Origin of the sequence: Bordetella bronchialis, assembly GCF_001676705.1 — a bacterium.
Taxonomy (GTDB): Bacteria; Pseudomonadota; Gammaproteobacteria; order Burkholderiales; family Burkholderiaceae_B; genus Bordetella_C; species Bordetella_C bronchialis.
In genome coordinates this window covers 144,046-165,889 of record NZ_CP016170.1, presented here as the reverse complement: position 1 = coordinate 165,889, position 21,844 = coordinate 144,046, and the positions used below count along the sequence as shown (strand labels likewise).

The following is a 21,844-nucleotide window of genomic DNA, read 5'->3' as shown; positions in this document are numbered from 1 at the left end:
CGATGCTGTCTCTCTCAACGATGTCCGCCGCGCTCGATCAGCGCCCGCAGGAGCAAGAGAACATGGGACTTGTCACGTACACCAGACAAACCGTCTTGGCTGCATTGCTCGCGTTCGCCGCGGGCACATCCGTCGCGCAGGCGCGCACTTTGCATTGGGCCTATCAGGGCGATGCGCAATCGCTCGACCCCATGGCGCTGAACGAAACGTTCACGCTGGGCTTCCAGGCCAATTTCTATGAACCCCTGGTGGGGTATGACGGCAACCTGAAGCTCGTGCCCATGCTGGCCGAAAGCTGGCAGAACCCTGAGCCGACGAAGTGGGTGTTCAAGCTGCGCAAGGGCGTCAAGTTCCATAACGGCGAGGAATTCACCGCCGAGGACGTGATCTTCTCCTGGAAGCGCAGCCTGACGCCGGGCTCCGACATGAAGGGCTACGGCGCCAAGGCCAGCGACATCCGCAAGATCGACGACTACACCGTTGAAGTGACCACGCCCACGCCCAATCCCATCCTGCCGCGGGAATGGACGCAGCTGTACATGATGAGCAAGTCCTGGGCGGAGCAGAACAAGACCACCGAAGCCACCAACGTCAAGGGCGACAACCAGGGCAACTATGCCAACATGCACGAGAACGGCACGGGCCCGTTCATGGTGGTGACACGCCAGCCCGACGTCCGCACGCAGCTCAAACGCTACGCCGGCTATTGGAACAAGCAGATTCCCACCAATATCGACGAGGTCGAGTTCCGTCCCATCACGCAGGAGTCCACGCGTGTCGCCGCGCTGATCTCCGGGGAAATGGACATCGTGCAGCCGGTGCCCGTGCAGGACTGGCAGCGCCTGGACGATTCCAAGGGCGTCAAGCCGCTGACGGGCGCGGAGGCGCGCGCCATCTTCATCGGCATGGACCAGTCGCGCGACGAGCTGCTGTTTTCCGACGTCAAGGGCAAGAACCCGTTCAAGGATGCCCGCGTGCGCGAAGCCGTGGTGCTGGCCGTGGACACCGACGCGATCAACCAGAAGATCATGCGCGGCGCGGCAAAGCCGCTGGGTTCCCTGATCGCCACCGCGATCAACGGCTACGACGACAGCTTCGGCGCACCCATCAAGCCCGATCCCGCGCGCGCGAAAAAGCTGCTCGCCGAGGCGGGCTATCCCAACGGCTTCCGCACCACGCTGGACTGCCCCAACGACCGCTATGTCAACGACGAGAAAGTGTGCCAGGCCGTGGCCGGCATGCTGGCGCGCGTGGGCATCAAGATCGACCTGCTGGCGCAGACCAAGTCCAAGTACTTCGGCAAGATCCTGCTGCAGGCGGGCAACCAGACCAGCATGTACATGCTGGGGTGGACGCCCACTTCCATCGATGCGCACAACGCGCTGCTGAACCTGGTGGGGTGCCGGGACGCCAAGACGGCGTCGGGCCAGTTCAACCTGGGCGGCTATTGCAACAAGGAGGTGGACGCCCTGATCGCGAAGATCGGCTCGGAAACCGACCAGGCCCAGCGCAATGCCATGATCAAGCAGGCATTCGAGATCGTGCGCAAGGAGTGGGGCTATCTGCCGCTGCACCAGCAACCCATGTCCTGGGGCGTGAAGGAAGACATCAAGGTGGTGCAGCGCGCCGATGACGTGCTGGACCTGCGCAACGTAGTCATGCCCTGACGGCCGGGCCGCGTCGACGCCATGCCGGCCTTTATCGCGCGCCGCCTGCTGCAATCGCTGTTCGTCATGCTGGCGGTGGCGCTGATCGCATTCTCCATGTTCCGCTATGTGGGCGATCCGATCGCCAACCTGGTCGGACAGGACACGACGCCGGCGCAGCGCGCGGCCCTGCGCGCCAGCCTGGGGCTGGACGACCCCTTCGTCGTACAGTACGCGCGTTTCGTGGCCCATGCGGCGCGCGGGGACTTCGGCGTGTCCTACCGCCAGCGGCGGCCGGTGAGCGAACTGCTGGAAGAACGGCTGCCCGCAACGCTGGAACTGTCCTTCGTCTCGGCGCTGATGGCGCTGGCCTTCGGCATACCCATGGGTATCTATACCGCCCTGCGCCGCCATGGCCTGCTGTCGCGCGCGTTCATGGCCATCTCGCTGGCCGGCATCTCGCTGCCCACCTTCCTGATCGGCATGCTGCTGATCCTGTTCTTTGGCGTGCAATTGCGCTGGCTGCCGAGCTTCGGCCGCGGCGACGTGGTGGCCATCGGCGGATGGACCACGGGGCTGCTGACGCGCAGCGGCCTGGCGGCGCTGGTCATGCCCGCCATTACGCTGGCGCTATTCCAGATGACGCTGATCATGCGGCTCGTGCGCGCCGAGATGCTGGAAGTGCTGCAAGCCGACTTCATCAAGTTCGCCCGGGCGCGCGGGCTGCCCGACCGGCTGATCCATTTCCGCCATGCCTTGAAGAACACCCTGGTTCCGGTCATCACCATCACCGGACTGCAGCTGGGCTCCATCATCGCGTTCTCCATCATCACCGAGACGGTTTTCCAATGGCCCGGCATGGGACTGCTGTTCATCCAGGCCGTCGGCATGGTGGACATTCCGGTGATGGCGGCCTACCTGGTGCTGATCGCGCTGGTATTCGTACTGATCAACCTGGTCGTGGACCTGCTGTATTTCGCGGTCGACCCGCGGCTGCGCGTGCAGCGCGCCTGACCGCGCTTTGCATGGGCCATGCCGCGAAATGCAGGACTATCCTGGAAGGACGCACAGCATGAACGGACAGACCGGAACGGCGCACGGCAGGTCGCGCATCGCGTCGCTGTGGACGCGCGCCCTGGACAGCGACCTCTGGTACAGCTTCCGGCATTCGCCCGCGGCCATGGTGTCCGCCGCCGTGACGCTGGCCATCGTCGGCGCGGCGCTGCTGGCGCCGCTGATCGCGCCGCACGATCCCTTCGACCTGGCCGCGCTGGACATCATGGACGCCAACACACCGCCGATGTGGCAGGACGGCGGCAGCGCGGCCTTCGTGCTGGGCACCGACGACCAGGGCCGCGACATCCTGTCGGCCATCTTCTATGGCGCGCGCGTGTCGCTGCTGGTCGGCTTCGCGTCGGTGCTGTTCTCGATGGTGCTGGGCGTGTCGCTGGGCCTGGTCAGCGGCTACGCGGGCGGCCGCGTGGACAGCGCGATCATGCGCATCGCCGATATCCAGTTGTCCTTTCCCGCCATCCTGATCGCGCTGCTGGTCGACGGCGTGGCGCGCGGCCTGCTGCCGCGCGATATGCACGACGAGCTGGCGCTGTACGTGCTGGTATTCTCGATCGGCATCTCGGGATGGGTGCAGTATGCGCGCACCGTGCGCGGCGCGACGCTGGTGGAACGCAACAAGGAATATGTGCAGGCGGCGCGCCTGATCGGCATCGGCGCCGTGACCATCCTGCGCCGCCATATCCTGCCCAATGTGCTCGGGCCGGTCCTGGTCATCGCCACCATACACCTGGCCGTGGCCATCATTACCGAAGCGACCTTGTCTTTCCTGGGTGTCGGCATTCCGCCGACCGCGCCCTCGCTGGGCACGCTGATACGCATCGGCAACAGCTACCTGTTTTCCGGCATGTGGTGGATCTCGATCTTCCCGGGCATCGCGCTGGTCGCGCTGGTGCTGTCCGTGAACCTGCTGGGCGATTGGCTGCGCGACGCGCTCAACCCCAGGCTGCGCTAAGGAAGCCGCCATGGCCTTGCTGGAGATCGAAGACCTGCGCATCGAGTTCGCGGGACGCAAACAGACCCGGGTGGCGGTGCAGGACGTCACGCTGCGGCTGGAAAAGGGCGAGATCCTGGGCGTGGTCGGCGAATCGGGCGCCGGGAAATCCACCATAGGCAATGCCGTCATCGGGCTGCTGGAGCCGCCCGGACGCATGGCGGGCGGCCGGATCCTGCTACGGGGCGAACGCATCGACCATCTTCCGGAGGCGGCGCGCCGCAAGCTGCGCGGGCGGCGCATCGGCATGATATTCCAGGACCCCCTGACGTCCCTGGACCCCTTGCAGACCATCGAAACGCAGCTGGTCGAAACCATGCAGGTGCACCTGGGCCTTGGCGCCGCCGCCGCGCGCGAGCGCGCCGTGGACCTGCTGCGCCAGGTCGGCATCCCCCAGCCCGAGATGCGGCTGCGCCAGTATCCGCACCAGTTCTCCGGCGGCATGCGGCAACGCGTGGTCATCGCGCTGGCCTTGTGCTGCGAGCCGGAAGTCATCGTGGCCGACGAACCGACGACCGCGCTGGACGTGTCGATCCAGGCCCAGATACTCGATCTGCTGCGCCGCCTGTGCGCCGAGAAGCAGGTGGGCATGATCCTGATCACGCACGACATGGGCGTCATCGCCGATGTCACGGACCGCGTCGCCGTGCTGTATCGCGGCAGGCTGGTCGAACAGGGACCCACGGGCAAGGTGCTGGGCGATCCCGACCACCCCTATACCCGCAGCCTGGTCGCGGCCGTACCCCGGCCCGACATCAAGCTGCGCCGTTTCCCGCAGGTCAGCTATCGCGACGGCGCGCCCGCGGCGGCCCCGTCGCTGGACATCGATACCCATTGGCTGGGCCAGCAGCGCGATTTCGGCGAGCGCGGCATGCACCCGCTGGTGGAAACCCGCGCGCTGGGCATGCGTTTCGTGCTGAAGCCGGCCTTCCTGGCCCGCCATCGCCGCACGCTGGATGCCGTGCGGGACGTTTCGCTGTCGATACGCGAAGGCGAAGTGTTCGGCCTGGTCGGGGAATCGGGCTCCGGCAAATCGACGGTGGCGCGCCTGATCGCGGGCCTGTACACGCCCACCTCGGGCGGCGTGCGCTTCGCGGGCGTCGAACTGGGCAGCCTGCGCGGCGAGAAAGCCCTGAACCCTTTCCGCCGCCAGATCCAGATGGTGTTCCAGGATCCGTATTCCTCGCTGAATCCGCGCATGCGCGTCCTGGACGCCGTCGCCGAGCCGATCCGCTTCCACCGGCTGGCGGCCGACGAGACGCAGGTCCGCCGCATCGTGCTGGACCTGCTCGACGTGGTGGGCTTGGGCGCGGACGCGGCGGGCCGCTTCCCGCATGAGTTCTCCGGCGGGCAGCGCCAGCGCATCTGTATCGCCCGCGCCCTGGCCACGCGGCCCCGCTTCCTGATCTGCGATGAACCCACATCGGCGCTGGATGTTTCCATCCAGGCCCAGATACTGAACCTGCTGAAGGACCTGCAGGAAAAACTCGGGTTGACGATGCTGTTCATCAGCCATGACCTTCCGGTCATCCGGCAGATGTGCGACCGGGTCGGCGTGATGCGGCACGGCGAACTGCTGGAAGTCGCCGAAACCGGCAGCCTGTTCGATGCGCCGCGGCACCCGTATACCCGTCAGTTGCTGGAACTGATGCCACACCTGCGCGGGCTGGAGGAGCCGGTAAACGCCTGGCGATCCCCCGTGGCGGCTGCCCGCGGCTAGGGCATGGCCGGATGGGCGCTGCCCGCGCGACGCGGCGCTGTGGCGTCCATCGCGCAAGGATGGCGCGGGGCAGGCGCGAAGATCGCATGCCGCCCCGATATGGCGGCATGCGACGCCCCCACCTAGCGGCGTCCGGCCGCCGGAGCCTGGTCCTGCTGCTGGCTGTCCGGGTCGGCGTCCTCGGGCTGGTCCTCGTCCGGTTCGTCCTCGTCCGGTTCATCCATGTCGGGCTGCGCCATCATTCCCATGACGCCCTGGAGCACCATCCCGGCGAACTGGTCCAGCGGCATCTTGTTGCCATTCAGGTCGACCACGCGGTCGGCGTAGTGCAGCGTGGACACGATGTCGGTGCCCTGTACCGTGGCGTAGCCCGACGATGCGGCGGCCTTGCCCATGACGGCGGCCAGCGCCTGGGCCTGGGCCGACGCGGCGGCCGCGTCCATGCCGTCGCGCTGCATGTTGCCGGCCAGCAGATCGGCCAGCAGCGGCTGGGCGAGGGACGCGCGGGCGTCCAGCTTGCGCAGGGTTTGCGCGATGCGCTCGTCCAGGGGCAGGTCGGCCTTCTCCGGCTTGGCCAGATCCAGGTTGAGCGTGAACCGCGCTTCGCCGTGGGCGGTCTTCAGCAGGATGGGGTCGATGTACAGATTGGGGTTGGCCGCCAGCAGCGCATCGCGCGCCGACAGGGCCAGGGCTTGCTCTTCCGGCGTCAGCGCCGGCTCGGCGGGCACACCGTCCTTGGCCTGCGTCTGGTCCATGGCGCGCGACCACAGGCGCCCATACAGGCTGGCCAGCGACTTGATGGCTTCCGGCGCCAGGTTCTTCGCGCCCAAGGCGAGCTGCGCCGTACCGATATCCCTGCCGCCGATGTTGACCATGGCGACGTCGTAGGCCGCGTGCACGCCCAGCAGTCCTTTGTCCTCGCCGACCTCGGTGCGCTGCCGGTAGTCGGACAGCGTGACCGGCGCGCCGCCGGCCAGCGACAAGGCGACACGCTTGGCGCCGAGCGCCGTGGTGCCGATCTGCAGATCGGCCGGCCCCGGCCGCATGTCCGAGGCCAGCGTCACGCCGGTGATTTCGACCTGGCCGGGCGCCTCGCCCTTCAGCGTCTTGAACACCACGCTATCGATCGCGCCATCCGCGCGGGCATGCTTGTCGGCGTCCTGCGAGTAGTCCATCGACAGCCCGGAGAAATCCAGCGCCGCGTCGTCGCGCGCGACCTTGACCGGTTCGATGCGCAGGTGGCCGGCCACCGCCTGCGTGTAGGACACCACGGCGGTACCGGAAACCGGGGGCACGCCCTGGGTCAAGGCGAACCACGGGCGCACGGTGTCGTTTTCCTGCAACTGGAAGGTCCCGGCCGCCATCATCGGCGCCAGTTGCCCCTTGCGCAACCGCTGCAGGGGGAAGGGGCCATGTCCGACGTGGGACGCGATGTCGATGACGTCCTCGTCGCCAGCCGGCGGTTTCGCCCCCGGGCCACCGTGAATCCGTATGCGAGTGACGATATCGGTGGAAAAGACGTGGCGTTCCAGCGTATCCAGCGCCAGGGTGACCTCGCCGCCGGGGAACAGCTTCTGCAGCCTGGCGTTGCCGTCGGCAACCTGTTGCCGCACGATGTCTTCCAGGCGTTTGCCGGTATACCAGGCGCCCGCCGTCCAGGCCGCGCCCACCACCACGACAACGCCCACGACCACGCCAATTGCTTTTTTCATGATGCCGGTGCTTCCCGCTGGACAAAGGCGGGATTATAGGTAGCGGCCCTCGCTTTGCCCCCGCGCGCCGCGCTGTCCCGGGGTGGAAAAAGCGTTACAGGACTATACCGACCCTGTTTTCCGGGTAGGCTACAATGCGTTCCGTGTGCAGTGCCAATCCGCACACCGCGCCATGCGGCATTCGCCGTCATGCTCCGCCCCTGGGATCGTCCCGCGGGCCGCTCCTTTCCCTCCCTATCGTCCGCCTTGATTGGAGTCACTCAACAACTTGAGCGACAGGCTGCCGCTGGAGTTGTACTTGACTGTCAAACCCACCTTCGCCGACCTCGGGTTGGCCGATTCCCTGTTGCGCGCCATCGCCGAAACCGGCTACAGCGCCCCGACGCCCATCCAGGCCCAGGCCATTCCCCTGGTCCTGCAAGGCGGCGACCTGCTGGCCGCCGCCCAGACCGGCACCGGCAAGACCGCCGGCTTTACCTTGCCCATCCTGCATCGACTGATGCACACCAAGCCCGCGCTGCGCAAGCCCGGCCGGCCGCGCTGCCTGATCCTGACCCCCACGCGCGAACTTACCGCGCAGGTCGAGGAATCGGTGCAGACCTACGGCAAGCACACGCCGCTGACCTCCATGGTCATGTTCGGCGGCGTGAACATCAATCCGCAGATCGGCGCGCTGAAGAAGCCCATCGACATCCTGGTCGCGACGCCGGGCCGCCTGCTCGACCACGCGGGCCAGAAGACCGTCGACCTGTCCGGCGTGGAGATCCTGGTCCTGGACGAAGCGGACCGGATGCTGGACATGGGCTTCATCCGCGACATCCGCAAAGTGCTCGCGTTGTTGCCGGCCCAGCGGCAGAACCTGCTGTTCTCCGCGACGTTCTCCGACGAGATCCGCACGCTGGCGCGCGGCGTCCTGAACAATCCCGGCGAAGTGTCCGTGACGCCCCGCAATACGGCCACCGAACTGGTCGCGCAGACCGTGCATATGGTCGAGCAACACCACAAGCGCGACCTGATCAGCCATATCATCCGCGAAAGCGGCTGGCACCAGGTACTGGTCTTCACGCGCACCAAGCATGGCGCCAACCGCCTGGCGGAAAAGCTGGTCAAGGACGGCCTGAGCGCGGCCGCCATCCATGGCAACAAGAGCCAGGCGGCACGCACGCGCGCGCTGGCCGGCTTCAAGGCCGGCACCGTCAGCGTCCTGGTCGCCACCGACATCGCGGCGCGCGGGCTGGATATCGACCAGTTGCCGCAGGTCGTCAATTTCGAACTGCCCAACGTGCCGGAGGACTACGTCCACCGCATCGGCCGCACGGGCCGCGCGGGCGCCACCGGTGCCGCGATCTCGCTGGTGGACCCCAGCGAGGTCAAGCTGCTGAAGGCCATCGAGAAACTGATCCGCAAGCCCATCGACCGCATCGAGGTTCAGGGCTGGACGCCCTCGCCCAACGCCGTGCGAGAGCGCGATGACGAGGACGACGAACGCGACTTCCGCGGCCCCCGCGGCGGCGGCCGGGGCCAAGGATCGGCGCGCGCGGGCAATGGCGGCCGCGGTGCCGGCGCCAATGGTGGCGCGCGCCGCGCGCCGGCGGCCCAGGGCCATGCGGGCGGGACCGGACGCGACGGCTCGCGCGGCGGGGGTGACCGCGCCAACGGCAGCCGTCCCGCCGGCGCCGGCAACGGTGCCTCGCAGACGTCCCGCGGCAATGGCAGCGCCGCGACGGGGGACCGCCCCGCCGCAGGCAATGGCCATCGGGGCACGCACGCGGGACGGCCCGGCGCGGCACCTCGCGCCGCGGCCAGCCAGGGCGCCGCGCGCCGTCCGGCGCTGCTGTCCAAGTAAACCCGCAACGGGGGCCGCGCCGCGCTGTGCCGCGGCCGGCCGCCCCCGCCGCGTGCGCGGGCGCGCGGCGCCATTTTCGACAAGGAAAACCCCGTGCTGCTTTCCACCTGGCTGACCTTCATGCTGGCGTCGTGGGCGATTTCGTTCTCGCCGGGCGCCGGCGCGCTTTCGGCGATGACCTCCGGGCTGCGCCATGGCTTCGCGCGGGGCTACTGGAACACCGCCGGACTCATCCTGGGCATCATGTTCCAGCTGGCCGTGGTCGGCATCGGACTGGGCACACTGCTGGCCGCATCGGAAACGGCATTCGCGGCGGTGAAGTACGCGGGCGTGGCGTACCTGGTCTACCTGGGCTGGCGCCAATTCCGCGCGGAAGCGGCACCGGTCTCGCTGGAAGGCGGCGCGCCCGCTCGCGAATCGCGACGCGCCCTGGTGTTGCGCGGCTTCCTGATCAACGCCAGCAATCCCAAGGGCACGGTTTTCCTGCTTGCGGTCGTCCCCCAATTCATCGATGCCACGCGGCCGCTGGCCGCGCAGTACCTGGCCATCGCCGGCACCATGGCGCTGACCGACACGGTGGCGATGGCCTTCTACACCTTGCTCGCGGCCAAGGTGCTCAGGCTGATGCGCAGCCCCGTCCATATCCGCTGGATGAACCGCGCGTTCGGCATGCTGTTCATGGCGGCGGGCGTGTTGCTTGCTTGTTTTCGCCGCGGGCACTAGTCCCGCCCCGGCACCGGAACCAGACAGGGCCCGCCTGTAAAATCCCACCCCTATGAATATCGCTCAAGAAGTCGCGCGTCGACGCACGTTCGCCATCATTTCGCACCCCGACGCGGGCAAGACCACGCTGACCGAAAAACTGCTGCTGTTCGCGGGCGCCATCCAGATCGCCGGCAGCGTGAAGGCGCGCAAGGCCAGCCGGCACGCGTCCTCGGACTGGATGGAGATCGAAAAGCAGCGCGGCATCTCGGTGGCCTCGTCCGTGATGCAGATGGAGTACCGCGACAGCGTCATCAACCTGCTGGACACCCCGGGCCACCAGGATTTCTCCGAAGACACCTACCGGGTGCTGACGGCCGTCGACGCCGCGCTGATGGTGATCGATGCGGCCAACGGCGTGGAACCGCAGACCAAGCGCCTGCTGCAGGTGTGCCGTGCCCGCAACACGCCCATCATCACCTTCATCAACAAGATGGACCGCGAGGTCCGCGAGCCGCTGGACCTGCTGGCCGAGATCGAGTCCCACCTTGGCATGGACGCGGTGCCTTTCTCCTGGCCGGTCGGCATGGGCAAGACCTTCGGCGGCGTGTTCGACATCCGCCAGGACCGCATGCGCATCTTCCGCGCCGGCCAGGAACGGCGTGGCGACGACGACGAATTCATCCAGGGCCTGGACAATCCGGCCATCGCCACGCGCTTCGGCAGCGCGTTCGAGAAAGCGCACGAGGAAATCGGCCTGATCACAGAGGCCGCGCCATCTTTCGATGCGCAGGCATTCCTGGACGGCCGCCAGACGCCGGTGTTCTTCGGATCGGCCATCAATAACTTCGGCGTGCAGGAAGTGCTGGACGCCCTGGTCGAACTCGCGCCCCGCCCCGGGCCGCGCCCGGCGCTGCAGCGCGTCGTGCGGCCGGACGAGCCGCGCTTTACCGGCGTGGTGTTCAAGGTACAGGCCAATATGGATCCGGCGCATCGCGACCGCGTGGCCTTCGTGCGCGTCAGCTCGGGCCGCTTCGAGCGCGGCATGCGCCTGAAGGTCTGCCGTACCAACAAGGAGATGCGGCCCAACAACGTGGTGTCCTTTCTGTCGCAGCGGCGCGAGCTCCTGGACGAAGCCTATGCGGGCGATGTGATCGGCATTCCCAACCACGGCGTGCTGCAGTTGGGCGATGTGTTGACCGAAGGCGAAATCCTGCAATTCACCGGTTTGCCTTTCTTCGCGCCCGAACTCTTCCAGGCGGTCGAAGTCAAGGATCCGCTGCGCACCAAGCAGCTGCGTACCGGCCTGGCCCAGCTGGGCGAAGAAGGCGCGATCCAGGTGTTCCGCCCGGTGGCGGCAGGCGGCGCCATGCTGCTCGGCGCGGTCGGCCAGCTGCAGTTCGAAGTGGTGCAGCATCGCCTGAAAACGGAGTATGGCGTGGACGCGCGGCTGATGCCTTCGCGTTACACCATGGCACGATGGATTACGTCGGACGATCCACGCGCCTTGCGCAAGTTCATGGATGCCAACGCTGCCCATATCGCCTATGATGTGGTGGACGCGGCCGCGTTTTTGATCGGCTCGCCAGCGCAGTTGCGCGTCGCCGAAGAACTGTATCCAGATGTGAAGTTCCACGCGATGCGCGAACACGGCGGCCGAGTGTTCAGCGACAAGGCCCAGGCTTAAGAGGTTCAGGAATGTCTTGGCGAGTACTGTTCGCAACACTGCTGGTGGCGCTGGCCGCCTCGGCGTGGGGCGGCATCCAGTTTGGCGATTGGCTGGTGGCGCACGCGCCCACCGCCACCCGCGCGCCCAATGAAACCGATACCAACCAGGAACCGATACTGGATGCGGACGGCCGCCCCTACACGGCCCAGCCGCCGCAGCCGCGCATCGATGGAACCCTGGGCGTGCCCGACCGGCCCGCGGGCACGAACTGGACGGTCGCGACCGTGTCGCTGTTCGACACGGTAAAAGACCCTTCCGTCATGATCTCGCGCGACAGCATTTCCATGGACCAGGCGCGGCAGATCGCGGCGGCCACGCAGTCCGCCCTGCCTTCCGGTCCCAGCGATGTCTCCACGCTGGACCTCGCGACCCAGCAGGCGCAGACGGCCCAGTCCGCGCAGCAGTACGCGCAGATCCAGGCCTCGCGCAACGTCAGCCAGCAACCGATCATTCAATCCGTGGATATGCCGCCGCCGCAACAGCAGGCGTCGGCCAGCGCCGGCCAGAAAGGCTGGCAGGATGCGCTGCGGCGCGAGCTCGCGCAATGCGCGGATGCCGGGTTCTTCCAGCGGCCTACGTGCGCATGGAATGCGCGCAACAAGTACTGCGAACCCAATCGGGCATGGGGCACCATCGCCGAGTGCCCGCATCGCCCTTGACGGCTTGGTCGCCTTGACGGCTTAGTCGGAGACTTCCATCTGGCTTTGCAGATAGTTCTGCAAGCCTACCTGGTCCACCAGGCCGATCTGCGTTTCCAGATAGTCGATGTGTTCCTCGGTATCGTCCAGGATGTCCTGGAACAGATCGCGGGACACATAATCGCGTACCGATTCGCAGTGGGCGATGGCGTCCTTCAAGGTGGCCTGCGCGGCTTGTTCCAGCTTCAGGTCACAGGACAGGATTTCCGGTACGTCCTCGCCGATCAACAGCTTGTGCAGGTCCTGCAGGTTAGGCAGACCATCCAGCATGAATATGCGTTCGATAAGGCGATCGGCATGCTTCATCTCGCCGATGGACTCTTCGTATTCATGTTTGCCCAGTTTGTTCAGCCCCCAATGGCGCAGCATGCGCGCGTGAAGGAAGTACTGGTTGATGGCCGTCAACTCATTCGTCAATTGCGCGTTCAGAAACTGGATGACGGTTTTATCGCCTTGCATGATGGACTCCTTGCTGAATCCCGGCAGACTACCATCCATGACCTCGCCATGCATACCCCTGGCGCGCATGTGGTAAATCGCTTTGCAAGCCTTATCTGAAAGCGTAAGCAGCAAGGCAATGAGAATGAGTCGGCATACAAGGCCGCTTATTCCGGGCCTGGCGAAGGGCATCGTCGCGCGGGCGACGGGTGGCTAGCGCCCGCGCGGGCTTCGTCAGGCTGTCCGCGCGGGGCGCGTCGCCATCCAGATTCCCACGGCAATCGGCACTATGCCGACCAGGTCCATGACGGCCACCGGCTCGGCCAGGACGATCCAACCGAACAGCAGGCCCAGCGGCGGCATCAGGAAATGCAGGGCGCTGGCCGCGGTGGCGCTGGAGCGCGCCAGGATCAGGAACCACAGGCCGAAGCCGCCGATGGAGACCGCGATGACCATGTACGCCATGCTCCAGAACAGGGAGGCGGTGTAGCTGACGGGCAGATGGGCTTCGTAGAACCATGCGAACGGCAGCAAGGCCAGGCCGCCCGCCAGCGACTGTATGCCGGTGGCCAACCAGATATTGCTGTCCGGGGTGTGCCGCTTGTAGAGCAGGGTGCCGGCGACCAGCGCCCCAAGCGATGCCACGACCAGCAAAGTGCCTTGCAAGTCTTCGTGGCCGCCCGCCAGGCGGGAGCGCAGCACGACCGCGACACCGACGACGCCCAGGCACAGGCCGGCCACTTTGCGCCAACCGACGCGTTCGCCCAGCAGCGGACCCGCCAAGGCGCCGATCAGCAAGGGATTGGTGCTGACGATCACGGCCGCGAAGGCCGAGGACACCGTCATCATGCCGGTCCAGCTCAGGCCGAGGTACACGGCGTTGTTCAACACCCCCAGCGCCGCCAGCATGCCCCATTGCCGCCAGCCCAGGCGCCGCAGCCCACCGAACAGCCAGGCCAGGCCGACCATGAGCACGGCGGCGATGAAGAAACGCACCGTCAGCAAGGTGAGCGGCGGACAGTCGCGCAAGGCAATCTTGGCGGCGGCGAAGGCGGAACTCCACAGCAGGCAGAACAGGGCGATCGGACCCCAGGCCACCGGCGGGGCCGAGGATGTGGACATCGGGGGAACAGCGTGCAGGGTTTTCATTGGAACAGGGGGAAATCGGACACTGGTCTTCGGAACGTCGGGAACGATTCTGTTGCCACCCCAATCCATTGACAAATTCTTTATTCACATCGAAAGTATTCGAAAAATCGATGGGAGACTTCCGATGCCGGACCTCGACCTGCTGCACAGCTTCGTATCGGTGGTGGAGGCGGGCGGATTTACCCGCGCCGGCGAGCGTGTACACCGCACGCAATCCACGGTCAGCCAGCAGATCCGCAAGCTCGAAGAACGACTGGGATGTGTCCTGTTCCGGCGTGAAGGGCGCAAGGCCCTGTTGACGGAAGACGGCGAACGGCTGCTGGGCTACGCCCGTCGCATCCTGGCGCTGTCCAGCGAATTGCATGACACGGTGGGCAAGGCCGCCCGCACGGAAGTCGTGCGCCTGGGGCTGCCGGATGATTTCGCCGTGCCGGCATTGACCGGCATCGTCGGCAGCTTCGCGCGGTCACACCCGGAAGTCAGGCTGTCGGTCTGCTGCGACCTTAGCTGCCGGCTGAGCCTGGCCCTGGCGCAGGGCGAGCTGGACGTGGCGCTCTTCAAGCGGGAACCCGGTAGCGGGTCCTGCATCGCCGCCTGGCCCGAACGGCTGCATTGGACGGGGACCCTGGACGCCGTGCCCCATGACGGGGAAGCCGTGCGCCTGGTCATGCGGCCGCCGGGCTGCCTGTACCGCGAGCGCGCCATCCATGCCCTGGAACGCGCCGGACGCCGCTGGCGGATCGTGTACGAAAGCCCGAACCTGCCCGGCATCCAGGCCGCGTTGCGCGGCGGACTCGGGGTATCGCTATTGGACGAACAGGGATTGGAAACGGATTCCGTCCTGCTGGACGAGGCATTTCCAGCGGTGAGCCCGACGGAATTGGCCTTGATGGCACGGCCGGGCGCGCCGGAAAGCGCGCAGGAACTGGCGAGCATGCTGCGCCGCTTCTGCGACGCGCACCGCTCGCGCGCGGATGCGCCGCCTCAGGCAGCGGCGACGACCGGGATGGGGAAGCCGTTGGCGGCGGAGCCGCTCTGATCGCTGATGGGCACCGCCGCGGGTTGCGCCGTAATCGTACGCACCTCGCAAACGCTGGAGCAGCGTCCGCCCGGCAGGTATTCAACGGCGGTGGCCGCGCAGGTGCCGCAGCAGGTTGCCACACCCAGCTCGAACTGCAGATCGTCGAGCGTGGCGGCGCCTCCGTCGACGGCGGCGCGGACCTGGCGTTCAGTGATGGCGTTGCAGACACAAACGTACATGCGAATTATTATCGATACTTGTTCGCATTCACGCAACTGGAAAAAGCGGGGACGGCAAGCTCGCGGGCGCCCTCCGCGGTCGGGGGGCATGCTCATGTGGCCCCGGACCCCCAGCCCGCAAAAGGAAGCGGCGGGTATACCGCTACGCTACGCTGGTACGGGGGCCACTGCTCGCCCCGCGGTTTCAGCGTGCTGATATCGACTGACAAATCGACAGGGCGCCCGCTGTACCTGCCCACTGGACTCCACCGTGCCGGGCCCCGGGTTTCTATCCAGGTCCGCTTTGCCCGCTCGGTTTCGTGTATGGCCTTGATGTACGGCACCCGGGCCGCAAGCGCGAACTCGTTCCGGTCGACCTCGTAGGTCAGATCCGGATCCACCAGGTCTATGACGAGTCGGACCCTCAGCAGTTCTTTCCTGACGTCGCCCTGGAACACGTCGAACAGCAGATCGGGATAGCTCGCTATCTGAAGCGTGCCTGCGTCCTTAATGGTCCCCGTGACATATACGGGTGGCAGGGTGATCGCGGCTCCTTCCACCAGGGTGTTGCCGCCCCGTCCCAAACGAGCCATCTCCGCGATGTCGAAGGGAACTTCGCCGTGGCCGCCGATGGGCGAATAGCCCCGCACCACCAGCGAGGTTGCGTCGTCCAGGGCGTTTTTCTCCAGGCGTATGGAAAGGGACACGGGGAATACGTCCCCAGCGCCGATCCGGTTGGCCCAGTCTTCCCTGGCGGCGTCCATGCGGAATGCCGCCTCTTCCATGGCGTGCGCGGCGGGCCCTGCGATCCTGGCCATGGTTTGCCTGGTCTTGCCCAACAAGTCGGCAAACAGGCGCTCGCCGATGTGGCCGGACAGGTCCGTGACGTTTACCGGATCCGCCGCGCAGTAAGTGTAGGGATGGATACCCGCGGCGCCGAACGGGCTTGCGTCGTCGGGTTTATTGAAGCGCATCAGGGCCGGGAGATACCAGCGGTAGGCATTACCCAGCGGATAGCCCCGCATGACAGGATCCCGATATGCGCCGGTATATCGAAGGGCAATATCCCGCACGGCAAAGACTCCTCGAACCAGTTCCGCCAAATTACCGGAACTGTGCCCTTACCGCGGGTCCCGTCCGCAAGATATTACGGGGCAGCCGCGCCTATTACGGGGCAGGCGCGCCCGTTCCTTAACGCAGCGCCGCCTGCGCCTTGCGCACCGAGGCCGGGGCGATGCGCATCGATTCCCGGTATTTGGCCACGGTGCGGCGGGCGATCACGATGCCCTGCTCGGCCAGCTTTTGCATAAGCTGGTTGTCCGACAGCGGCTTGGCGCGGTTTTCTTCCGCCACCAGGCGCTTGATGTGGGCCTGCACGGCCGTCGCGGACGCGGCGTCGCCGCTATCGGTGGCCACACCGGCGCCGAAGAAGTCCTTCAGCTCCATCGTGCCGAACGGAGTAAGCATGTACTTCTGGGTCGTGGCCCGGGATATCGTGGACTCGTGCAGCCCCAGCTCTCCGGCGATATCCTTGAGAATCAAGGGACGCATGGCGGAGGGGCCCTGGCTGAAGAAGGCCGACTGGTGGTCGACGATGGCCTGCGCCACGCGCAGGATGGTGTCGAAGCGCTGCTCCACGTTTCGGATCATCCAGCGCGCCTGCTGCAGTTGCGCGTGCAGGGCGGAATGGCTGCCCTCGCGCTGGTTGCCCAGCATCTGCGCGTAGACCCCGTTGATGCGCAGGCGCGGCATGGCGGCGCTGTTCAGCACCACGCGCCACCCCTTGCGGCCCTTGCGCACGATGACGTCCGGAATGGCATAGTCCGCCACGGGAACCGTCCAGCGGCGGCCGGGCCGCGGATCGAGCTTGAGGATCAGGGCGCGCGCCCGGCGCACCATGGCGTCATCGCACTGCAAGGCCTCGCGCAAGCGCGCCGGGTTGCTGACGGCAAGCAGCGGCAGGTGCTCGGCGCAGACGCGGCGCGCGCACGCCAGCACCGCGGGATCGGCGGCTTCCGGGAGTGTGGCGGGGTCGGGATTGCGCAATTGCAGGGCCAGGCACTCCGCCATGTCGCGCGCGCCGATGCCCGGCGGGTCGAAGGATTGCAGCAGGCGCAGGGCGGCCCGCAGCTCGTCGATGTCGGCCTCTACTTCGGGCGGCAACCATCCCAGGATTTCTTCCAGCGGCGAGCCCAGGTAGCCGTTGTCGTCCAGTTCGTCGATAAGCAGCGCGACCAGCGCCGCGTCGCGGCGGCTGGCGCGGGTAAGCGCCAGCTGCGCCAGCAGGTGTTCGCGCAGGGTTTCGCCGCGCGCGGCCTCGGGCATGTCGTGATCGTCATCCCCATGGACGCCCTTGGCGCCGGGCATTTCGTCCACGGCGGCTTCGCGTTCCGGGGCCGGATCGTCGTGCGCCGTATCCTCGCGGTCGGGATCGATGTCGTCCGGGGCGTGGTCCTCGTCGCGCTCCAGCAGGGGATTCTCGTCCAGCGCCTGGGAGATCTCGGCCTCCAGGGCGAGCGTCGACAGCTGCAGCATCCGGATGGACTGCTGCAGCTGCGGGGTCAGGGCCAGATGTTGCCCGGGCCGGAGTTCAAGGGCGTGACGAGTCATAGGTACAATATTTTGCATGATGAACCCGACTTCGCCCGAACGCGTACGCCAGGATAGCCGTCTGATCCGCCAGACACTGCTGAAACTGTCGTCTCCCCGCCTTGTCGCCCGGGCGATCGTCATCGCCATCGCGCTGGTGATCTGGCTGCTGGTGGCGCAACGTATCCTGGCTTTCGGCGCCACGCTGGACTATCAATTCCTGCATCCGCTGGGCGCTTCCACCATCGAACTCCTGAACCGCATCAATCCCTACCTCTGGTGGGCGGTGGCCGCCATCTGGTCCCTGATCGTGTTCTTCAGCGTAAGGGCGTGGCTGCGCGGAAACATGGAAGCCGCCCGCCTGCGCCCTGTCCCCGCCGATACCTTCGCCGACCTGGCCGGGGAACTCAGCGACGAAGTCATCGCCGTCATGCGATGGAGCTGGGGCAGCCGCGACGAGCCCTTTACTGTTGGCGATCTGCAACGGACCCTTTGGGAGATCCGCCACGGTCGCATCGCCAAGATCGGCATGGTACGCGAACAAGAGGCCCTGCTAGGCATACCCGCCTCGGTTCCCGGCCGGATGGACCGCGGCGAGCGCACCGAGCGCCTGGATCGCCGCCCGGGCGAGCCGCTGGCCGGCGGGCGGGACTTGCCGGGCGAACGCCGCCGCGCCGTGCGGGCGGGCATCCCAGCGGATGAACCAGGCCTGTACCGGCCCGGCGCGGCCCAGCCCGGCGCGGCCCAGCCTGGCGCGGCCCGGCCTGGCGCGGCCCGGCCTGGAACAGGCGATCCAGAGGACCCGCCGCGGCATATCGAGCCGCGGATCGGGCCCATCAAGTAGGCCGCGATCCCTGCCGCGGCATGGGCTTGCCGTTGAACGCGCGCCCCGCGCCAGCCCTCGACCATTTGCATCATCCACTGAAATGTGGTTGACTTATGGCTTGCCCATCATCACACCCATGGCCGCACACCGCACCTTCCTCGCGATGACCACCGGACGCCTCGACGCGCCGATGGGCGGCTTGCGTCTCGCGCAACGCGGGCATGCAGCGGTGTCCGCTCACGCCGACGTGGCGCTCGCCATGCCGGCCGCACTGTCCCCCGCTGGCTCCGCCGCCGGCGCGCTGGCGCTATCGCTACAACTACCGATCGGTTGCCGGGCCTAGCGTCCCGTGGCAGTTCGGCAGCCGTTGCGCCACAACGACTTCTCCTTTTAAAACACGAATCCCCGGCGGGTCCGGCCAGCAAGCGCTGAACAGGCCGCCAACGCGAAGGTCCGCGGCAGCGCGCCGTGGGCCCCGGCCCGACGGCGACATTGCCCCGCGCGCCGCCGCATACCGGGATTCATGCTCCATGCCCGAGGTAACCCTGATGATGCTCGCCAACCCCGCACAGAAATACCGCCCCTTCGTCCCGTTCAAGCAGGACTATGCCGAACGCACCTGGCCCAGCCGGCGCATCACCCAGCCGCCGATCTGGATGAGCACGGACCTGCGCGACGGCAACCAGTCCCTGATCGAGCCGATGAGCGTAGAGCGCAAGCTGCGGTTCTTCGAGCAACTGGTGAAGATCGGCTTCAAGGAGATCGAAGTCGGCTTTCCTTCCGCATCGCAGACGGACTTCGACTTCGTGCGCAAGCTCATCGAGGAAAAGCGCATCCCGCAGGACGTCGTCATCATCGTGCTGACGCAATCGCGCGAAGACCTGATCCTGCGCACGGTGGAAGCGGCGGCGGGCGCGCACCGGGCCATCGTGCACCTGTACAACGCGGTGGCGCCGGCTTTCCGCAAGATCGTCTTCAACATGAGCAAGGACGAGATCAAGAAGATCGCCACCACCGGCACCGAAATGGTCAAGGCCGCCGTGGCGCGTCATCCGGAAACCCGATGGGGCTACCAATACTCGCCCGAGGTCTTCAGCACGACGGAGCCGGAATTCGCGCTGGACGTCGTCAATGCGGTAACGGCGGTATGGCAGCCCACGCCGGACGCCAAGATGATCGTGAACCTGCCGGCCACCATCGAAGCGACCTCGCCCAACCTGTATGCCGACCAGATCGAATGGATGCATCGCAACCTGGCGCGCCGCGACAGCATCGTGCTGAGCGTGCATCCGCACAATGACCGCGGCACCGCCGTGGCGGCCGCGGAATTCGCGGTGATGGCGGGCGCCGACCGCATCGAAGGCTGCCTGTTCGGCAGCGGCGAACGCACGGGCAACGTCGATCTGGTCACGCTGGCCCTGAACCTGTACACCCAGGGCGTGCACCCGGGCCTGGATTTCTCGGACATCGATGAAGTCCGGCGCTGCGCGGAATACTGCAACCAGCTGCCGGTGCATCCGCGCCACCCCTATGCGGGCGACCTGGTCTTTACCGCGTTTTCCGGCTCGCACCAGGATGCCATCAAGAAAGGCTTCGCGCAGCAGCAGGCCGATGCGCCCTGGGAAGTGCCCTACCTGCCCATCGACCCGGCCGACCTGGGCCGCAGCTACGACGCCGTCATCCGCGTCAACAGCCAGTCTGGCAAGGGCGGCGTGTCCTATCTGCTGGAACAGGAGCACGGCCTGGTCCTGCCGCGCCGCCTGCAGATCGAATTCAGCCGCGCCATCCAGCGCGTCACCGACGAAACCGGCCGCGAAGTCAGCGCCACGGACGTCTACGACATCTTCAAGAAGGAATACCTGGACCAGAAGGCGCCCTGGAAGCTGATCGGGCATCGCATCGTGGGCGATCCTTCCGCGGCCGAGTCCAAGCATTTCCGCGTGGAGGCCGATGTCGAGGTCGACGGCCAGCGGCGCACCATCAGCGGCGAAGGCAACGGCGCGATTTCGGCCTTCGTGGCCGCGCTGGGCATGCCGGCACGCGTGATGGACTATCACGAGCATGCGATCGGCGCGGGCTCGGACACGCGGGCGGCCAGCTATATCGAAGTGCGCGTCGGCGACTCCGCCACCGGCTTCGGCGTGGGCGTGGATCGCGACATCGTCACGGCATCGTTCCAGGCCGTTCTGTGCGCGGTGAACCGCCACCTGAAGGCCGCCGAGGCCGCGCAGGAAGCGCCGGCGGCCGAGGCCGTCGCGGTATAAGCCCGTGCCGGTCGGGCAGGCAGCTCGGCCTGCCCGGCCGGTGTGGCCATCCTGCGCCGGCGCCCTGCCGCCGGCGCCTATTGAAAGAACTCCAGGTATTGCCGGTATCGGTCCGGAGAGAACAACACCCCGCCGCCGGGCGCGCGCATTTCGGGCCAGTAGGCGCGGACGCGTACCCGCGTGTATCGGCCGGGCGAGGCGCCCATCGCCCTGGCGAAGTCATCCAGCGCCATGTATTGCGATACATGGAAAGTCCGGCCGCTGCGCGCGACCTCGGCGCGGGCCTCCAGGTAGAAGGCAAACTCGTTCACGACGAAATCCTTCTGGGGCGCCCATCCCACTACCGGCTGCACGAACGCCGACACGTTGTAGCCGAACAACTCCGCGACCGCCAGGTCCGGACTCAACATTCGCAAGGTGGATTCCAGCTCAGCCCGCCGGGTCCGCGCCGTGTTCAAGGCGCGATCCAGCAACGCTCGGAAATCGAGAGGCGGGGGGACGGGCCCCACGCTGGGCGGGGCCGGCATCGGCGCCAAGGTGGCAAGCGCGCGGGGAGACGGACCCAGGCGCGGCCGCTTGGGAGACGGCGCATCGGGATGATCGCGTCCCGGGACGAAGTTACGCTGTGCATCCAGGGCTTGCTGCAGAAGATCCTGCTTGCGCTGCGCGATATCGCGTTGCAGCGTACCCGAGGAAGTGCCCGGGGCATCCATGTCGCCGGATGCGGCCCGCGCCGCGTCGGAGGCCACATCGACGCCTATGGGTGCGTCCGCGGGCCGGATGCTGTGGAAATCGAGACCTGCCTCCCGCACGGCCGTTTCCCAGGAATGTCCGGACGGGTCGAAGCGGTTGATCGGGTCGCCGTCGCAATAGCTGTAGCAATGCAGGCCGCCGTGGCCGAACGGACTGCCATCGTCCGGCGCGTTGAAGCGCATCAGCGCGGGCATGAACCAACGATACCCATGTCCTAGGGGGTAGGCGCCGGTGGCTGCATCGGTGGGGCTACCGGCGTAACGCAGGCATGACCTCAAGCTCATCGCGATTCTCCGCGCGGACGATATTGCCAGCATGCCCCGCGCGGAGCCGGAGGACCACTGCGCGAGGTCCGTATTGTTTTGAATCGCCGACCGGACGGTGGGTAGGCGCGCGAAACGGCCGCCTTGCCTGGCCCGGCCGGGCCGCCGCCGCCCGGCTCGCGGGCACGGCCCGCGCACGTCCCCG

The 21,844-nt window shown here is 66.9% G+C and carries 19 protein-coding genes; 12 read left to right on the top strand and 7 right to left on the bottom strand.

The window, feature by feature from the left end; all coding sequences use genetic code 11:
- Positions 1 to 62 precede the first annotated feature (62 nt).
- Genes BAU06_RS00720 through BAU06_RS00705 form a run of 4 tightly spaced genes read left to right on the top strand, consistent with a single transcriptional unit; the run spans position 63 to position 5,431 of the window.
- The gene (locus tag BAU06_RS00720; RefSeq protein WP_066357608.1) at positions 63 to 1,667 is read left to right on the top strand and encodes an ABC transporter substrate-binding protein; all 1,605 of its coding nucleotides are present in this window, start codon (positions 63 to 65) and stop codon (positions 1,665 to 1,667) included.
- A gap of 21 nt (positions 1,668 to 1,688) precedes the next feature.
- Entirely contained in the window at positions 1,689 to 2,660 is a 972-nt protein-coding gene (locus BAU06_RS00715; protein ID WP_066342960.1) for an ABC transporter permease, read from the top strand.
- Between the two features lie 58 nt (positions 2,661 to 2,718).
- The gene (locus tag BAU06_RS00710) at positions 2,719 to 3,672 is read left to right on the top strand and encodes an ABC transporter permease (protein WP_066342952.1); all 954 of its coding nucleotides are present in this window, start codon (positions 2,719 to 2,721) and stop codon (positions 3,670 to 3,672) included.
- Between the two features lie 10 nt (positions 3,673 to 3,682).
- A complete protein-coding gene (locus tag BAU06_RS00705) occupies positions 3,683 to 5,431 on the top strand; it encodes an ABC transporter ATP-binding protein (protein ID WP_066342950.1) in 1,749 nt (582 codons plus the stop codon).
- A gap of 122 nt (positions 5,432 to 5,553) precedes the next feature.
- Here BAU06_RS00705 and BAU06_RS00700 read toward each other — a convergent pair whose 3' ends face one another.
- Positions 5,554 to 7,143: a YdgA family protein gene (locus BAU06_RS00700; protein WP_082993464.1), complete on the bottom strand. Its 1,590-nt coding sequence runs from the start codon at positions 7,141 to 7,143 to the stop codon at positions 5,554 to 5,556.
- 346 nt (positions 7,144 to 7,489) lie between these two features.
- On the opposite strand from BAU06_RS00700, the gene BAU06_RS00695 reads away from it, so the two are divergent.
- The 4 genes from BAU06_RS00695 (at position 7,490) to BAU06_RS00680 (ending at position 12,079) form a co-directional block, all read left to right on the top strand.
- On the top strand, positions 7,490 to 8,989 hold the full coding sequence (locus tag BAU06_RS00695) for a DEAD/DEAH box helicase (RefSeq protein WP_156770345.1): 1,500 nt from the start codon (positions 7,490 to 7,492) through the stop codon (positions 8,987 to 8,989).
- Between the two features lie 93 nt (positions 8,990 to 9,082).
- A complete protein-coding gene (locus tag BAU06_RS00690) occupies positions 9,083 to 9,712 on the top strand; it encodes a LysE family transporter (protein ID WP_066342937.1) in 630 nt (209 codons plus the stop codon).
- 52 nt (positions 9,713 to 9,764) lie between these two features.
- Positions 9,765 to 11,378 carry a peptide chain release factor 3 gene (locus tag BAU06_RS00685; protein ID WP_066342932.1) on the top strand — a complete coding sequence of 538 codons (1,614 nt, stop codon included), beginning with the start codon at positions 9,765 to 9,767 and terminating at the stop codon, positions 11,376 to 11,378.
- Between the two features lie 11 nt (positions 11,379 to 11,389).
- Entirely contained in the window at positions 11,390 to 12,079 is a 690-nt protein-coding gene (locus BAU06_RS00680; RefSeq protein ID WP_066342929.1) for a hypothetical protein, read from the top strand.
- A gap of 21 nt (positions 12,080 to 12,100) precedes the next feature.
- On the opposite strand, the gene bfr is transcribed toward BAU06_RS00680, so the two are convergent.
- Together bfr and BAU06_RS00670 are read right to left on the bottom strand one after the other, a co-directional pair.
- Complete coding sequence (gene bfr / locus BAU06_RS00675; protein WP_066357607.1) at positions 12,101 to 12,577, bottom strand: bacterioferritin; 477 nt, start codon at positions 12,575 to 12,577, stop codon at positions 12,101 to 12,103.
- 213 nt (positions 12,578 to 12,790) lie between these two features.
- Positions 12,791 to 13,705: a DMT family transporter gene (locus BAU06_RS00670; RefSeq protein ID WP_066342927.1), complete on the bottom strand. Its 915-nt coding sequence runs from the start codon at positions 13,703 to 13,705 to the stop codon at positions 12,791 to 12,793.
- 124 nt (positions 13,706 to 13,829) lie between these two features.
- Between BAU06_RS00670 and BAU06_RS00665 the strand changes: the two genes are divergently transcribed.
- Positions 13,830 to 14,744: a LysR family transcriptional regulator gene (locus BAU06_RS00665; RefSeq protein ID WP_066342922.1), complete on the top strand. Its 915-nt coding sequence runs from the start codon at positions 13,830 to 13,832 to the stop codon at positions 14,742 to 14,744.
- Here BAU06_RS00665 and BAU06_RS25905 read toward each other — a convergent pair.
- The 3 genes from BAU06_RS25905 to rpoN all read right to left on the bottom strand — a co-directional run bounded on the left by BAU06_RS25905 (position 14,690) and on the right by rpoN (position 17,554).
- Positions 14,690 to 14,965, bottom strand: a complete 276-nt coding sequence (locus tag BAU06_RS25905; RefSeq protein ID WP_082987893.1) for a (2Fe-2S)-binding protein — start codon at positions 14,963 to 14,965, stop codon at positions 14,690 to 14,692. The genes BAU06_RS00665 and BAU06_RS25905 overlap by 55 nt on opposite strands.
- Before the next feature lie 92 nt (positions 14,966 to 15,057).
- Positions 15,058 to 16,017 (bottom strand): RHS repeat-associated core domain-containing protein, encoded by a 960-nt coding sequence (locus tag BAU06_RS00660; RefSeq protein WP_231933966.1) that lies wholly within the window; start codon positions 16,015 to 16,017, stop codon positions 15,058 to 15,060.
- A 118-nt stretch (positions 16,018 to 16,135) separates the two neighbouring features.
- Positions 16,136 to 17,554, bottom strand: a complete 1,419-nt coding sequence (gene rpoN / locus BAU06_RS00655) for an RNA polymerase factor sigma-54 (RefSeq protein WP_462935905.1) — start codon at positions 17,552 to 17,554, stop codon at positions 16,136 to 16,138.
- 16 nt (positions 17,555 to 17,570) lie between these two features.
- Between rpoN and BAU06_RS00650 the strand changes: the two genes are divergently transcribed.
- From BAU06_RS00650 to leuA, 3 genes are all read left to right on the top strand, one after another.
- Positions 17,571 to 18,377, top strand: coding sequence for a hypothetical protein (locus tag BAU06_RS00650; RefSeq protein ID WP_082993463.1), 807 nt, complete (start codon positions 17,571 to 17,573; stop codon positions 18,375 to 18,377).
- A 100-nt stretch (positions 18,378 to 18,477) separates the two neighbouring features.
- Entirely contained in the window at positions 18,478 to 18,702 is a 225-nt protein-coding gene (locus BAU06_RS00645) for a hypothetical protein (protein ID WP_156770115.1), read from the top strand.
- 205 nt (positions 18,703 to 18,907) lie between these two features.
- The gene (leuA, locus tag BAU06_RS00640) at positions 18,908 to 20,623 is read left to right on the top strand and encodes a 2-isopropylmalate synthase (protein ID WP_066342884.1); all 1,716 of its coding nucleotides are present in this window, start codon (positions 18,908 to 18,910) and stop codon (positions 20,621 to 20,623) included.
- A gap of 77 nt (positions 20,624 to 20,700) precedes the next feature.
- Here leuA and BAU06_RS00635 read toward each other — a convergent pair whose 3' ends face one another.
- On the bottom strand, positions 20,701 to 21,660 hold the full coding sequence (locus tag BAU06_RS00635; RefSeq protein ID WP_231933965.1) for an RHS repeat-associated core domain-containing protein: 960 nt from the start codon (positions 21,658 to 21,660) through the stop codon (positions 20,701 to 20,703).
- Positions 21,661 to 21,844: the final 184 nt, after the last annotated feature.